Raw genomic sequence first — 15,130 nt, forward strand, 5'->3', positions numbered from 1 at the left:
CTTATTGATAGGAACGGGTTTTTTTAATGGATAAAAAAATAGGAGTGAGAAGTAATATGGATATTTTACAGGATTTAGATCAACGTGGATTAATTCAACAAACTACTGATTTAGAAGGATTAAAAAAACACTTAGAAGAAAATCAAGTAACTTTATATTGTGGGTTTGATCCAACGGCTGACAGTCTACACATCGGTCACTTATTACCGATAACGATGTTGAAAAGATTTCAACAAGCAGGTCATAAACCAATTGCATTAGTTGGTGGTGGAACTGGAATGATCGGTGACCCGAGTGGACGTTCATCCGAACGTTCATTAAATACATCTGAAGTTGTCGAAGGGTTTAGCGAAAAACTAAAACAACAAATTTCCAAACTACTAGATGTAACTACGGAGTCAACGTCTGTCGTTGTACGAAATAATCATGAATGGTTAGGAAGTATGACGATTATTGACTTTTTACGTGATGCAGGAAAACATTTTGGTGTGAATTATATGTTAGCGAAAGAATCTGTTTCTGCTCGTATCGAACAAGGGATATCTTTTACCGAATTTAGTTACATGATTCTACAGTCACTTGATTTTCAAAAGTTATATGAACTAGAAAATTGCACACTACAAATTGGTGGAAGTGACCAGTGGGGAAATATTACTGCTGGAATGGAATTGATTCGACGTTCTAGGGAAAATCAAGATGAAGAAATTAAAGTATTTGGTTTAACGGTACCGTTAATAACGAAAGCGGATGGTACAAAATTTGGTAAAACTGCAGGTGGAGCAGTATGGCTTGATCCGGAAAAAACTTCGCCGTATGAATTTTATCAATTCTGGATTAATTCGGATGATCGAGATGTAATGAAGTTTTTACGTTACTTTACATTTTTATCTGAAGAAGAATTGGAAGCCCTACAGCAAGAGGTTGACGAACGTCCAGAAAACCGTGTTGCTCAGAAACGTTTAGCTGAGGAAATGACGAAAACTGTTCATAGTCAAGCAGCATTAGAACAAGCGCAAAAAATATCTGATTCATTATTTAGTGGAGATTTAAAACAACTTTCAGCAAGTGATATTAAACAGGGCTTTAAAGACGTGCCAACTTATCAAGCGGATAAAGAGGATATTGGGTTAGTTGATTTATTAGTTAATGCTAAAATCTCATCCTCCAAAAGACAAGCAAGAGAAGACATTAATAATGGTGCGGTCTATATTAATGGGGAAAGACAACAAGACCTACAGTATATTGTTTCAAAGGATGATCGGATTGAAGATACATTTACAATCATACGTAGAGGGAAGAAGAAGTATTTCTTAGTTCGGTTTAATTAAAGTTTTTGTTCGTATCGTTTGTTACAATTGATGTAAATTTTGACGTAACTCGACTGGAGAGCGACAATCTTAATAATACAAACTAGATAGATATAAAAGACTGTATTTAGTGGTGCGCCACATTGCAGTCTTTTTTAATGGTTAGGAATTTATAAAATTTAATGCCTGTGGATACTTCTTGGCATGAACTTCCAACTCCGACGGACAGGGCGTCATCGACCAGCACCTAGCGCAACTTCCTTCACCTTCGTACGATAACAGTCGACTTAGTCGAACATCCTTAAACTGTAAGATTAAAGAGGCGGGCTTTGCGCCAAACGGCGGCATACCCCGATGAAGGGGCATGTTTCCTTTTCGCTTTCGAGCATCACTATGACTGATTGTTTTCCATGGTGAATCCACTTGGTCCTTTAACAGCTATGTATAAAACAATAATTGAAGAGGATAAGGAATTTTGAATGAATTTGGAATCTCAACTATTAGATTACATATTGTTAGTCAACCTGTTGATTATCATTGTTTAGATCTAAATCATGAATGGATGAGAACAGAATAAAATGCTGCAGTGAAGGATTAATACTTGCTAGGGTTTACAATCAACAACCATACTATTATATGATTAAGCATCCAATCCTTACTCTTTTTTATCAATGAATAGGGTGCCATCTGTTTGAATTTGTGCAAAAAGCACATCGGAAATGGAGTTAACACCAAATTGCTTTAGTTGTTGTTTCACCCAATTTATATCAAGGTTTAATTTATCCAAGTTATTCGTTAGTATGATTCCGTCAGATATTACTTCTGTTGGAATTGGATATATTTTTGATTTGCTAGGAATATTCAAATCCAATTTTGTTACAGTGTTTTTATTTTCTTTTCTCTGAACTGATAGTTTGCCGTTAGTTTCAAATATTGCATAATCTACATCTGCTATAGAAAAGATCTTTTGCTGTCTTAACATCGCATTTAAAGAATCTAAGTCTAATCTACTTGTACGTAATGCTTTATCTACTAGTTTCCCTTCCTTGATTACAATTACCGGGGAACCAGTAACAACCATTCTTCCTTTTTTAGATTTAATATCAATGAAATCCATCAGTAAAGTAAATATAGTCCATCCAATTAATGCTAAAATACCATTACGAATGCTAAGATTCGAACTAACTACAAGATTTGCAGCAATGGAACCAATTGCGATTGCGGAAACAAAGTTAAAAAAGGTCATTTGGCTAATTTCTTTTCTTCCTAAAATTCTAGTTAGAATAAAAAGTACTAAAAATCCCGTAGCGATTCTTATTAGTAATTCATTTAATTCCATCTTATTTCCCACCTTTATAGTTTTTCCTTAGCATTATTGGTAGGTTTTTATTATTATAAACCCTATAAAAAATTTATATTATGTTAAAAACTATCTCCTCCAAATTATTGACGATACAACCAAGAAAAAACGTTGATAAAATTATTCAATCTCCATCGAAAGATCAACATTGATGAAACAAGCGCTGAAATAAGAGTATCGTCTATAAACACTGAATGGAGAATTTGTCATATAGATCATTCCCGTGAGTATTGGAATATACTAGTTTCGGTAATGCTGATTTTGAATGCAGAAAAGATTGGTTGAGATAGTACGAGGTACGGATGGATTTTGATGTGATTCTCGATTATCTCTGGAGTGTTTGTTACGTATATCAAAAAGCACATTGCTTAAGTAAAAGACGGATGTATTGATGATAGAAGTAAGTAATTCGGTATTTAGGTAAACACTACTACATCAGCAATCACCACTATGTATGCTAAGTTTTTCAGTCCACTCCTTCACAAAAGCTATTAATCTTTTTGTTCCCAAATTGGCTTCAATTTAGTGCATTATCTTTCAAGCTAGATTAAAATAAAAAACCCTGAAATGTTGATATAACAACATTTCAGGGTTTTTTGGAGTGTTAACCTGCAAAAACAAAAGTTAACGAGAGTAGAACTCAACGATAAGTTGCTCTGAGATTTCTGCAGGAAGTTCAGAACGTTCTGGTAAACGAGTGAACGTACCTTCTAACTTATCTGCATCAAATGAAACATACTCTGGAACAAAGTTGTTCACTTCGATAGCTTCTTTAATGATGTCTAAGTTTTGAGACTTTTCGCGAACACCAATAGATTGACCAGGTTTTACAAGGTAAGATGGAATATCAACACGTGAACCATCTACAGTAATATGACCATGGTTAACAAGCTGACGAGCCTGTCTGCGAGTACGTGCAAGACCTAAACGGTAAACAAGGTTATCTAGGCGAGATTCAAGAAGAACCATGAAGTTTTCACCATGAACACCTTTCATTTTACCAGCTCTATCAAATAAGTTACGGAATTGACGTTCGTTCAACCCATACATAAAGCGTAGTTTTTGTTTTTCTTGCAATTGTAAACCATACTCAGACATTTTTCTGCGTTGGTTTGCTCCATGTTGCCCAGGAGCATAAGGGCGTTTATCTAGCTCTTTGCCAGTTCCAGTTAATGAAATGCCAAGACGACGTGATTTCTTCCATACGGATCCAGTATATCGTGCCATAGGACATTTCCTCCTTTTATTTTATTTGCATAAAATAAAACTCGACCGTGTCTCTTCCACAAGTCCATTATGTATTCATGTACCATCGCTCCAGCAGCAGAGAGTTACACGATACACCTCTAAGATAGGTTTGTTATAAAAGTCTGGTAAAAATGACCGTCGAATTTCTGCGTCAGCTTGCTTTTGCGTTACTCACGTAAGAATACGATCCGTTACTCAAAGCTTCGCTACCTGAACTTCTAAGTCCTTTTTATCCTTTTTTTAAAACTTTACTTATAGAGGTACATAATGCGAACAAGTGGTGATTCACATAGGCTACCTTATTATTTTACACAAAGACTAGTATATAAGTTATACCACGTGAAGTCAATGGTTTTCTTTTCGATTTTAACAATATATAGGAAGAATCTCTGTACCATTATTGCCGTTGATACGTAAAAATAGTATAAAAAATTTCTAAAACTTCTTTAATAGGATAGGAAATATATCATTCTTATTATATAATAAATAAGTAATAGTTAGAAATTCCTAGATAGGTGATATGTGATGAAAAACCTTCAACACTTAATTCATGATTTAAGAAGTACATATTTTATGTTAATTACAGATAAATATTGTCAAAACAGTAAAGCATTCTATACACGCTTAACTAATATTTTAACCGAGTTACTTCAGGTATCCTATGTTGGATTTTATAGATACGATGATTGGAATACGACCTTCAATTTAATATCGGAAAAAAACGAGATGGTTCTCGAGCAAATCCTTGATAAACAACATTATTATAAGGATGCCATATTAAGTGATTCAGATGAAGTGTTTAAAGATCACCGAGATTTTTTCTCTTCCAAGCAGAACGACTATTCCTATGTGATTTTGCCATTGCAACCAACATTAGGTCCTGCATGTTTTTTGTTATTATTGTATCAGTCAAAGAATTTCCATAATGAAGTTTTGCCAATCATCAAAGAAGAGACGGAAAAAGTAATAAGTATAAATAATGACATAAATATACGAAATGACAGAGAGAAGAAAGAACAATTTTTATTGGAGCTGACATCTAGGTTCTTCTCTTTTGTTAGTAAGAGCGATATTCTTGCTGAAATAATTGCATCCGTTAAAAAAATGTATCCAACATTTACACATTTTTTATTATTGTCGCAGGATTATGATCACAATCCAAATTTACCTGTAAAAGCTCTAGAATATAGTGATGATTCCACCAAACGAGTGAGCTCTCAAGCTTTTATTAATGGCGAGATTCAAATCGAAGATCGCTTACAAGATAAAAAAACATATTTGTATGCACCTTTGATCGGCAACCAAGGAATATATGGAGTATTACAAATAATTACTCCAACAAATATGGAGTTTCCAGAGAATGAAATTGAATTTATTAAAGAGTTTGGTAATGCTGCTGGTCAAGCGATTGAAAATGCTTCTTTATATCAGGATTCCAAGCATTTAGTTTCTGACTTAAAGCTAATTAATGACATAACACATCAATTAAACTCAAATTTAAATTTAACAGAAATAACTCGAGTGGTAAGAGGTCAGATCGTAAATATTTGTCATGCTACGCAAATTGGTTTTATATATACGGATCAATCGGACCACCATAGTTTTGAAATATTAAAAGGAAGCACTCCTTATTTTGAATCAATAGAAGGGCGATCACTTTGTAAGTATTTGTGGAAACAGCTAAATACAAGTAAGGATCCGATATTTGCTGGCGAATTTAAAAGTGAGTTTAAAATTCCATATCGTTCTGTAATGGCAATACCGATGCATCATTCTGGAGCGATTAATGGATTAGTGGTAGTACTTCACGAAGAATCGTACTACTTCTCATTTAATAACTTTAAATTGATACAGTCTTTAGTACAACACTCCACATTAGCTTTAGCAAATACTATTTTAAAGGATCAGCTAGAAAAAGCAGTACATACAGATTACTTGACGAAGCTATATGCTAGAAGCTATTTAGATGAGAAGATAAGAGAGCATATGAATTCTGGTGAAATGGGCACACTTATTTTATTTGATATTGATGATTTCAAAAAAATTAATGATACCTATGGACATTATATTGGAGATGAGGTTATTAAACAAATAGCCGAAATTATTCTGACTAATATAGAGGACGAGGATGTCCCTGCTCGATGGGGTGGTGAAGAACTGGCCATTTATTTACCAAATACGTCTTTGAATGACGGCGTTAAGATTGCGGGAACCATTAGTAAGCAAGTGGCAAATTTCACATCACCTGCAGTTACCCTTTCAGCAGGTGTATCACTTTGGTCATATAATAAGAAAGATACTGCTAAGGAATTTTTTGTTCGGGCAGATAGGGCATTATATGAAGCCAAGAATTACGGGAAAAATTGTGTTGTTAAAAAGGGCTTAGATGAAGAAGCCCCCATACTACATGAATAGAGGCGGCTATCGGAGCCGCCTCATTATTATAGATGATTTTTTAATACATCTACAAACTGTTCCAGATATTGTTGATCCGTTTCATCAAAACGGTCTATAACAGGACTATCAATATCAAGTACGCCGTATAGTTCACTGTGAATGATAATTGGTATAACTATTTCTGATTGGGTTGCACTGTCACATGCGATATGGCCAGGGAATTGATGGACATTTTCGATTCGCTGTGTTTTTTGTTCTTTTATTGCTGTTCCACAAACACCTTTACCATATGGAATTCGGATACATGCTGGTAAGCCTTGGAAAGGTCCGAGTACAAGTTCATTATCTTTCCACAAATAAAAACCTACCCAATTGATTTTATCTAAAAATTGATTTAAAAGTGCTGACGCATTAGATAAATTTGCTACTGTATCATGTTCTCCATCTAGCAAAGCACCTAACTGTTTAATTAGTAATTCATAATCTTTCGCTTTATTACCTGAATAATTTTGGGTTTGGAACATGGTAATCGCCCTCTCGTGTTAGATAATGTTCGACAAAATAACAGATAATTGTCGATAAAAAAATGCAGGATTTTTGCCTTCATTGTCGTAATTATGATATAGATGGGTAATTCATTTTCGACATCGTACATTGGTGATATGGAAATCTCAAAATCAGGAGTTGAAAGAAATGAAAAACAATCCAACGAAACAAAAAGTAATTCATGCAGCTTCTAGACTGTTTTTTCAAAAAGGATTTCATGGTACTTCCGTCCGTGATATTGCTGAAGCGGCATCTGTAAATGTTTCTTTAATAAGCTATTATTTTAAAGGGAAGCAAGGATTGTTAGAATATGCGGTTACCCAATATTATGAAGCGTATTTAGAAACAATGGAAGATGCAACGAAGCAAACTGAGTCATTGTCACCTATTGATAATCTTAAGGGATTAATATATTCCATTATACAGTACAAACAGAAAAACCATCAATTGTCCTGTTTCATTCATCGCGAACTTTCATTGGATTCTGTTTTTGTAAGGGAAATGGCAGTAACGTATTTAGCGAAAGAGAATTATATAATCAGTATGGCATTTATGGATGCAGTGAAAATGGGAAAACAAACAAAGCTAGACCGTCAATTTTTATTAATGCAATTAAAAGGAATGTTAGTAACACCTTATATATTACATAATGAATGGAAGGACCAAGTTATTGGTGACTATTCACGTACTCAATTCATCAATAAGTATGTTCAAACGATTCATGACTGGATAGATTATGTCATCCATCAGGATGTGGCAATGAATACCAACTTTTCTAAATAATAAAATTTAGTTCATGTATCGTTTATGTAACCATCAACGCTTTATTCTAATCCGATCCACTGTATCAATGGATTTCTAAAAACATCAATAAAATACATAATTCGTCAATTTAATTTGTTTTTTTTAGCCATAAAAGGCTTTTACATGGTATCATAGGAAATATATAAATATGGATAATCGTCATGTTACATAACGTGTAAGAAAAAGGATATTCCTCTTATTTAGGGATTCGGTTTAGGGGGCTTTAATATGGAGTATATTATAGGATTTGTATTGATTGTAATTGCACTAATCATAGTAGGATTGATATTGCGAAAGCGTGTTTATGATGAGGTGGATCGCCAGGAAAGCTGGAAGATGGATATTATGAATCGAAATATCACGTCACAACTTTCGCGAATTAAAAACTTAAATTTATCAGGAGAAACACAAGAAAGATTTGAATCCTGGAAAGAACGATGGGAGCTTATCCTAGCGAAAGAGCTACCAGATATTGAGGAATATTTATTTGATGCAGAAGAATATGCAGATAGATATCGATTTCACAATTCCAAAAAAACGTTAAGAAAGTCAGATCAAATCCTTCAATCCATAGAAAAAGATATTGAGAAAATTCTACATGAATTAGATGAATTAATGGAATCGGAGGAATCAAGCAGAAAAGAGATTGAACATATTCAACCATCCATTAAATCTATGCGTAAACAACTATTACAAAATAGGTTTCAATATGGAAAGGCAGAGGTTCGCTTTGAAGTTGAGTTAGATGAGCTAGATGAACAATTGGCACAATATCATGAATTGGTGGACTCTGGAAATTACTTAGAAGCAAAAGATCTGGTAACAAATCTAAAGGTTGAACTTGAAAGATTGCAAGTAGAAATAGAAGAATTTCCGTCTTTATATAAAGCTTGTAAAAATGAATTACCGGGTCAAATTGATGACCTCTATACAGGAATAAGTGAAATGAAATCGGAAGGATATCGTGTGGAGCATTTAGGCTTTGAGAAAGAAATCCACTCTTATCAAAAACGATTACTAGACTGTGTAAATGCATTGGAAAAAGGAGATACCTCAGAACCAAAGGTAGTAATTAGTGAATTGGAAGAACGGATACAAGAGATGTATGAACTTTTGGAAAAAGAAGCACTCGCAAAAAGCTATATGGAATCGAAAGTACCTAGCTATCAAAAGTCCTTACATGAAATTGCTGCAACCTTCGAGGATACGAAGGTAGAGGTTGAAACCTTGAAGAAAACGTATTATTTTGATGATCAAGATATGGAAAAATATTTATCATTAGAAAAATCTATAACACAACTTCAAAAGCAATACGAAGAGATTAAAAATGGATTGGAAAAAAATGTCGCTCATTCAGAACTTAGATCACAACTGGATCATGCCTTTGACCAACTTGAGTCGATACAAAATGACCATGAAACATTTAAACAAAGTATTTATAATTTACGTAAAGATGAATTAGAAGCAAAAGAAAAACTTAAAGAAATGCGTGATCAAATTTACTTTACATCTAGGAAAGTAAAGAAAAGCAATATACCTGGTGTTCCAAATTTTATTTGGAACAGTATGGAGGATGCTACAGATAAAACGAATCGTGTACTGCAAGCATTAGAAAAACAGCCATTGGATATTGCAGAGGTACAACGAACATTGGCAGAAGCGAAATCATTGGTCGATAATGTTATAGATCAAACGGATACTATGTTAGAACAAGCATACTTAACAGAACAAGTTATTCAATACGCGAATAGGTATCGAAGTAAGTATCCATTACTGGCTGCAAAATTAGCCGAAGCAGAAAACATGTTTCGTTCTTATGAGTATGAACTTGCTTTAGAACAGGCTGCCGTTGCAATACAAGAAGTAGAACCAGGCGCTTTAAAGCGAATTGAAGAAAATCAATCAGCATTGACTTCCGTGTAAAAGTTAATTACTATATAAGAAATTCCAATAGATATAAGGCTGCCTTATGAAAAGGATTGTTACGAACTCTTTTCTAAAGTCAGCCTTCTATTTTTGCTTACAGCTATGTTAGTTCATAAGCGTAAAGTAAAGGAGACATCATATGATATATTTAGATAATAGTGCTACTACGAAGCCACATCCTGACGTCTTAAAAAGCTTTTATCAAGTATCAGATACGTTTTTTGCTAATCCATCTTCTATTCATCAATTGGGTGGAGAAACGGAGAAGTTACTACTAAAAGCAAAGCAGCAAGCGGCTCAATTACTACATGTAGAAGAAGATGAAATTATTTTTACATCAGGTGGAACAGAAGGGAATAATATAGCTATTAAAGGAATTGCCTTAGAGCATCAGAATCGAGGTAAACATATCATTACCTCTGAAATTGAGCATCCATCTGTATATGAGGCATGCAAAAGTCTCGAACAACTTGGTTTTGAAATTACCTTTTTACCGGTTGATCAAAATGGTGTCGTATCAGTAAAGGAATTGGAACAATCGATCCGAAAAGATACCATTTTAATTAGTATTATGCATGTAAATAATGAGATTGGTTCTATTCAGCCGATAAAGGAAATAGGTGAAATAGCCAAAAAGCACCCTAAATTGTTCTTTCATATTGACTACGTGCAAGGCTTAGGGAAAATCCCTTTAGCATTCGCGAATAGTGGGATAGACCTTTGTACAATGTCTGGTCATAAGATACATGGTTTGAAGGGTACTGGTATTTTGTATATAAATAAACGAACGAAGCTTTTTCCGTTATTTCATGGGGGAGAGCAGGAACGTAGTATTCGTTCGGGAACAGAAAATGTAGCTGGTGCAGTAGCAATGGTGAAAGCACTACGTCTCATTAAAGAACGAGAAAATGTGGAGATCAATAAAATGAAAGCACTCCGTGATCTTCTAAAAATAGAACTTGAGAAGATTGATGACATTCAAATAAATTCACCAGAGGCTGGGGCGCCACATATAATGAATTTTTCTGTTCCAGGAATAAAACCAGAAGTAATGATTCACATACTAGGTGAGCAACATATTTATATATCTACAAAGTCTGCTTGTTCCTCTAAACAAACCGATGAAAGTAGAATTGTTTCAGCTTGCGGTTTTAATCAGGAACGAGCAAAGACAGCGTTACGTGTCAGTCTATCCTATGAAAATACAGAGGAAGAAATAAGGATTTTTTTAACAAAACTAAACGAAGCAATACAACAACTAAAAGAAGTTATGGAGTAGATAAAAATGCAATATGATCATATATTAATTCGGTATGGAGAAATAGCTTTAAAAGGAAAGAATCAAAAAAAGTTTTTACTAAAACTTCAAGAGAATATTCGGCATAAGTTGAAGGATTTTCCAGAGGTTACAGTAAAAAGAACGCAAGGTAGAATGTTTGTTATCCTTAATGGACAAGATCCACATGTCATTATTGAAAAATGTAAAAACATTTTTGGGATTCACAGCTTTAGTCTAGCGATAAAGGTGAACAATGATGTAGATGAGATAAAGCATGCAGCATTATATGCTTTACAAAATGGAGAAAATATAAACACATTTAAAGTCACTGTAAAACGAATTAATAAAGATTTTTCCGTCCGTTCTCAAGAAATGAATCAGATTCTTGGCCGTCACTTACTAACGAATACAACAGATTACACCGTGAATGTGCATCAACCTGATTTGGAAATTAAGGTAGAAATCCGTTCTGAAGCAACATATATAACTTCTAGTGTAGTCCGTGGTCTAGGAGGATTACCAGTGGGTACCTCTGGTAAGACATTATTATTGTTGTCCGGTGGTATCGATAGTCCCGTGGCTGGTTACTTAGCGATGAAGCGAGGAGTTGAAATAGAAGCTATTCACTTCCATTCCCCTCCATTTACCAGTGAAAGGGCAAAACAAAAAGTACTTGATTTAGCAGAAAAATTAACAAGTTATGGATCAAAAATTAAAATCCATGTCGTACCATTTACAAAGCTACAACAGAAAATTTTCCAAGAAACCCCTAATGGATATGGGATGACAGTTATGCGCAGAATGATGCTACGTGTAAGTGAGCAAGTCTGTAAACAGGAAGAAATTTTATCACTTACTACTGGAGAGAATCTTGGTCAAGTTGCTAGTCAAACAATGCATAGCATGAACACTATAAATGAGGTTACGAATTATCCGATATTGCGTCCATTAATTACGATGGATAAGGATGAAATTATTGAAATCTCTAGAGAAATTGATACTTTCGATATCTCTATTCGACCTTATGAAGATTGTTGTACGATCTTTGTACCGAAAGCTCCAAAGACGAAACCTAAACGAGATCGAGTGAATTATTATGAAGAAAAATATAATTATCAAGAGCTCATTGAAGAGGCGATAGATGGAATAGAAGTTATTGAAGTTACAGATCAGAAGCAAGCAAAAGATGATATTTTTCAAGACTTATTCTAAGCTTTTCTCTGAGTTACTACTAAATAGAAAAACTAACAACACTTACCAATATAAAAAGTGAATGAATCACCTCTAATAGGTACAATATAAAAGTACCAAGGAGGTGATATACCATGGCAAATAACAATAGTTCAAACCAATTGGTAGTCCCTGGTGCTCAACAAGCATTAGACCAAATGAAGTATGAAATCGCATCAGAGTTTGGTGTTAATCTTGGTGCTGATACAACTTCTCGTGCAAATGGTTCAGTTGGAGGAGAAATCACTAAACGTCTTGTTCAAACTGCTGAACAACAATTTGGTGGTCCTCAAGCATAGTAAATTAAAATAGTATAATAATGGCTCAAGGACTATTCCGGTTGCGGAATAGTCCTTGTTAGTTTTACAGAAATGTTCGCTTAACCCGATCCCAAAATGAATTGTTTTTTAATTTAACAGTCTTAACTACCTTATCGCTTAGCGTAATCGAAATATCCCTTATATTTCTTATAGAATAAGCTTCATTATCCAGCCCTATTACTGGATAATCATTTCCATCCTGAGCAACTTCTAGTCTTAATGTACGATCACTTCCTAAAACAAAGGACGATCCAAGTGTACGGTAGCGATTATTATTTAATGAAGCGAGTTCAGATACTTGGAAACTTGGTATCATTGGATCAATCACAGCACCATGTGTTGACTTATTATAGCCTGTACTACCAGTTGGTGTTGCTACGATCAAGCCATCCCCTCGAAATGTTTCAAAATGGTTATCATCTATATATACGTCAATGGCAATGGTTTTTATAATAGAAGATCGTATGCTTACTTCATTTAAGCACTGAAAAGAAGTTTCTCCATTAACATTAGCTTGTAGAATTGGAAAGCGGCGAACTTCCATTTCTTCGTGTTCCATTATATGTAACATTTCATCAAAATTATCTAAATTAAAGTCACAGTATAGTCCAGACTCATTATTTTTCGTAATGCCAACATATAGACAGTCCTGACGGAAACCAGTATGACGTACAGCTTGTAAAAATGTCCCATCACCACCTACACTTACGATGATATTCGCTAGTTCCACATCGGAAACAATTGTAAAGTTATTCTTTTTTGCTAGTTGAAATAAAGGTTCTAATTTTTGTTTTAAGTCGTTGTCATGTTGATAAAAAAAGATATTTTTTCGATTTGACATGAAAGGATAGCACCTCCAATAGAGTTAATAAGATAATCTTACCATTCTCTAACTCCGAATTCTAATTCATACAAAAATACTTATAAAATTGGAAAAATGTAACATGCTAATATATAGACGATGTATGAATGGAGTTGGAACAATTGGTATGGATCATCCTTGGATTATTATTACTTATTATGATTTTTATTATCATGATATCTAAAGTCTATATAACACTAGGCTATACATACCAAAATCATGCTCATACTATCATGGTAAAAGTAAAAATGTATCAATTTAGTCTGTATTCAAATGAATGGCATGTTAAAAAGCAAGATGATATAGATCTATTAGATATGATTATGGACTGGGATTTAAGTGGTGGAACAGATGGATTGAAGAATCGTATGAAAAATAGTTTGCAAAAGATGAAAAACTTCGGAAACATACTAAAACGATTACTAGCAAAAACTCATTTTCATCAATTACACTGGCAAACCGTAATTGGAACTGGAAATGCTAGTACTACAGGAATAATAACAGGAGGGATTTGGACAATAAAGGGTTCTATTATCGCTCTGTTAAAAGAATTAGGGAACGTATCTGAAAATCCAACAATAATCATTAACCCTAATTTTCAAATGAAACAATTGGAGTCAAAGATTGATTGCATTGTATCGATAAGAATAGGGCAAGCTATATACACGGTTTTTAAATCACTTCGAAAATCAACTATGAAAAAGGAAGCTTACATCTAAAATACATGCTAATCATAAATAAGGAGGATCATCATGGAAGAACATCCAATTCAAGGCTTAATGACAACTGCTATGGAAAACTTAAAAGACATGGTCGAAGTAAATACCATCATTGGTGATGCAATTGAATCACCAGATGGTAGTGTGATTATTCCGGTTTCAAAACTTGGCTTCGGCTTTGCAGCGGGCGGTAGTGAATTTGTATCAGGTAATTCAAAAGGCGGCGATAATAGTAGTGAGAGTAATAATTCTTCGCTCCCGTTTGGTGGTGGTAGTGGTGGGGGTGTTTCCATTACACCTGTTGCCTTTTTAATTGTTAGTCAAAAAGGAATTAAAATGGTGCATCTAGATGAGAATACACATATTTACGAAAAAATGATTGATTTTGCGCCGAAAGCAGTTGAGAAGATTCAACAAATGTTAAAGGAATCTGGTCAATCTAACAAAGCCGATGGATCAAAAAAATCGAAAAAAGGTAAAAGACAAAGAGAAAGTGATGAAGAAGAGTACGAAGAAGATGAGCAAACAAACTATGATATTTAAGTAATATATTGCTGTTCATTGGACATATTATCCAAACTTCTTCATAATGAAAGAAGAGCAAATTAATATAGGAGGAATGATTATGGCACAGGTGACATTTAAACAAGATCTAGTTACACTTTTAGGGACAGAAGTAAAAGTAGGGGATCAAGCACCTGACTTTTCGGTGTTATCGAATGACCTAAACGAAGTAACGTTAAAGGATTATAAAGGGAAAATTAAACTAATCAGTGTTGTCCCATCCTTAGACACAGGTGTTTGTGCCGAACAGACAAAACGTTTTAATGAAGAAGCGGATCAGTTAGAAAATGTCCAAGTTATTACCGTTAGCATGGATTTACCGTTTGCTCAAAAACGTTGGACGACGGTGAATAATATTCAAGAATTAGAAACGTTATCTGATCATCGAGATGCTAATTTTGGTGAAAAATATGGTGTTTTAATTAAAGAATTACGTTTACTTGCACGGTCCATTTTTGTTGTTGATTCGAATGACAAAGTCTCCTATGTTGAATATGTAAAAGAGGTATCTAATCATCCCGATTATGATGCAGCATTGGCAGCAGCAAAACAAGCAGAATAAGTGTAA

At 34.2% G+C, this 15,130-nt stretch carries 14 protein-coding genes and 1 other annotated feature (1 of these 15 only partly in view); of the genes, 10 read left to right on the forward strand and 4 right to left on the reverse strand.

The window, feature by feature from the left end:
* Positions 1-5, forward strand: a binding site (T-box leader); it begins 215 nt to the left of the window's first position.
* A 51-nt stretch (positions 6-56) separates the two neighbouring features.
* Positions 57-1,328 carry a tyrosine--tRNA ligase gene (tyrS, locus tag ACFSTA_RS10790; RefSeq protein ID WP_377556695.1) on the forward strand — a complete coding sequence of 424 codons (1,272 nt, stop codon included), beginning with the start codon at positions 57-59 and terminating at the stop codon, positions 1,326-1,328.
* Between the two features lie 634 nt (positions 1,329-1,962).
* On the opposite strand, the gene ACFSTA_RS10795 is transcribed toward tyrS, so the two are convergent.
* Positions 1,963-2,646 (reverse strand): YetF domain-containing protein, encoded by a 684-nt coding sequence (locus ACFSTA_RS10795; protein WP_377556696.1) that lies wholly within the window; start codon positions 2,644-2,646, stop codon positions 1,963-1,965.
* A gap of 645 nt (positions 2,647-3,291) precedes the next feature.
* The gene (rpsD, locus tag ACFSTA_RS10800) at positions 3,292-3,894 is read right to left on the reverse strand and encodes a 30S ribosomal protein S4 (RefSeq protein ID WP_377556697.1); all 603 of its coding nucleotides are present in this window, start codon (positions 3,892-3,894) and stop codon (positions 3,292-3,294) included.
* Positions 3,895-4,440: 546 nt separating this feature from the next.
* Here rpsD and ACFSTA_RS10805 point away from each other — a divergent pair.
* Positions 4,441-6,330, forward strand: a complete 1,890-nt coding sequence (locus tag ACFSTA_RS10805; protein WP_377556699.1) for a sensor domain-containing diguanylate cyclase — start codon at positions 4,441-4,443, stop codon at positions 6,328-6,330.
* Positions 6,331-6,356: 26 nt separating this feature from the next.
* On the opposite strand, the gene ACFSTA_RS10810 is transcribed toward ACFSTA_RS10805, so the two are convergent.
* Complete coding sequence (locus tag ACFSTA_RS10810; protein WP_377556700.1) at positions 6,357-6,836, reverse strand: GAF domain-containing protein; 480 nt, start codon at positions 6,834-6,836, stop codon at positions 6,357-6,359.
* Positions 6,837-7,005: 169 nt separating this feature from the next.
* On the opposite strand from ACFSTA_RS10810, the gene refZ reads away from it, so the two are divergent.
* The 5 genes from refZ to ACFSTA_RS10835 all read left to right on the forward strand — a co-directional run bounded on the left by refZ (position 7,006) and on the right by ACFSTA_RS10835 (position 12,396).
* Positions 7,006-7,641, forward strand: coding sequence for a forespore capture DNA-binding protein RefZ (gene refZ / locus ACFSTA_RS10815; RefSeq protein ID WP_377556702.1), 636 nt, complete (start codon positions 7,006-7,008; stop codon positions 7,639-7,641).
* A gap of 249 nt (positions 7,642-7,890) precedes the next feature.
* A complete protein-coding gene (ezrA, locus tag ACFSTA_RS10820) occupies positions 7,891-9,585 on the forward strand; it encodes a septation ring formation regulator EzrA (RefSeq protein WP_377556703.1) in 1,695 nt (564 codons plus the stop codon).
* A gap of 142 nt (positions 9,586-9,727) precedes the next feature.
* Positions 9,728-10,867, forward strand: coding sequence for a cysteine desulfurase family protein (locus ACFSTA_RS10825; RefSeq protein WP_377556704.1), 1,140 nt, complete (start codon positions 9,728-9,730; stop codon positions 10,865-10,867).
* A 6-nt stretch (positions 10,868-10,873) separates the two neighbouring features.
* A complete protein-coding gene (gene thiI / locus ACFSTA_RS10830) occupies positions 10,874-12,079 on the forward strand; it encodes a tRNA uracil 4-sulfurtransferase ThiI (protein ID WP_377556705.1) in 1,206 nt (401 codons plus the stop codon).
* A 113-nt stretch (positions 12,080-12,192) separates the two neighbouring features.
* Positions 12,193-12,396: a small, acid-soluble spore protein, alpha/beta type gene (locus tag ACFSTA_RS10835; RefSeq protein ID WP_377556706.1), complete on the forward strand. Its 204-nt coding sequence runs from the start codon at positions 12,193-12,195 to the stop codon at positions 12,394-12,396.
* A 64-nt stretch (positions 12,397-12,460) separates the two neighbouring features.
* Here the strand turns inward: ACFSTA_RS10835 and ACFSTA_RS10840 are convergent, their stop codons facing one another.
* Positions 12,461-13,258: an NAD kinase gene (locus ACFSTA_RS10840; protein ID WP_377556708.1), complete on the reverse strand. Its 798-nt coding sequence runs from the start codon at positions 13,256-13,258 to the stop codon at positions 12,461-12,463.
* Between the two features lie 143 nt (positions 13,259-13,401).
* Here ACFSTA_RS10840 and ACFSTA_RS10845 point away from each other — a divergent pair, with 143 nt between their 5' ends.
* From ACFSTA_RS10845 to tpx, 3 genes are all read left to right on the forward strand, one after another.
* A complete protein-coding gene (locus ACFSTA_RS10845; RefSeq protein ID WP_377556709.1) occupies positions 13,402-13,998 on the forward strand; it encodes a DUF2953 domain-containing protein in 597 nt (198 codons plus the stop codon).
* A gap of 33 nt (positions 13,999-14,031) precedes the next feature.
* Positions 14,032-14,541, forward strand: a complete 510-nt coding sequence (gene ytfJ, locus ACFSTA_RS10850) for a GerW family sporulation protein (protein WP_377556710.1) — start codon at positions 14,032-14,034, stop codon at positions 14,539-14,541.
* A gap of 82 nt (positions 14,542-14,623) precedes the next feature.
* Entirely contained in the window at positions 14,624-15,124 is a 501-nt protein-coding gene (gene tpx, locus ACFSTA_RS10855; RefSeq protein WP_377556711.1) for a thiol peroxidase, read from the forward strand.
* The last annotated feature ends 6 nt before the right edge of the window (positions 15,125-15,130 follow it).

The sequence above is a fragment of the Ornithinibacillus salinisoli genome, assembly GCF_042684965.1.
GTDB classification, from domain to species: Bacteria; Bacillota; Bacilli; order Bacillales; family Amphibacillaceae; genus Ornithinibacillus; species Ornithinibacillus salinisoli.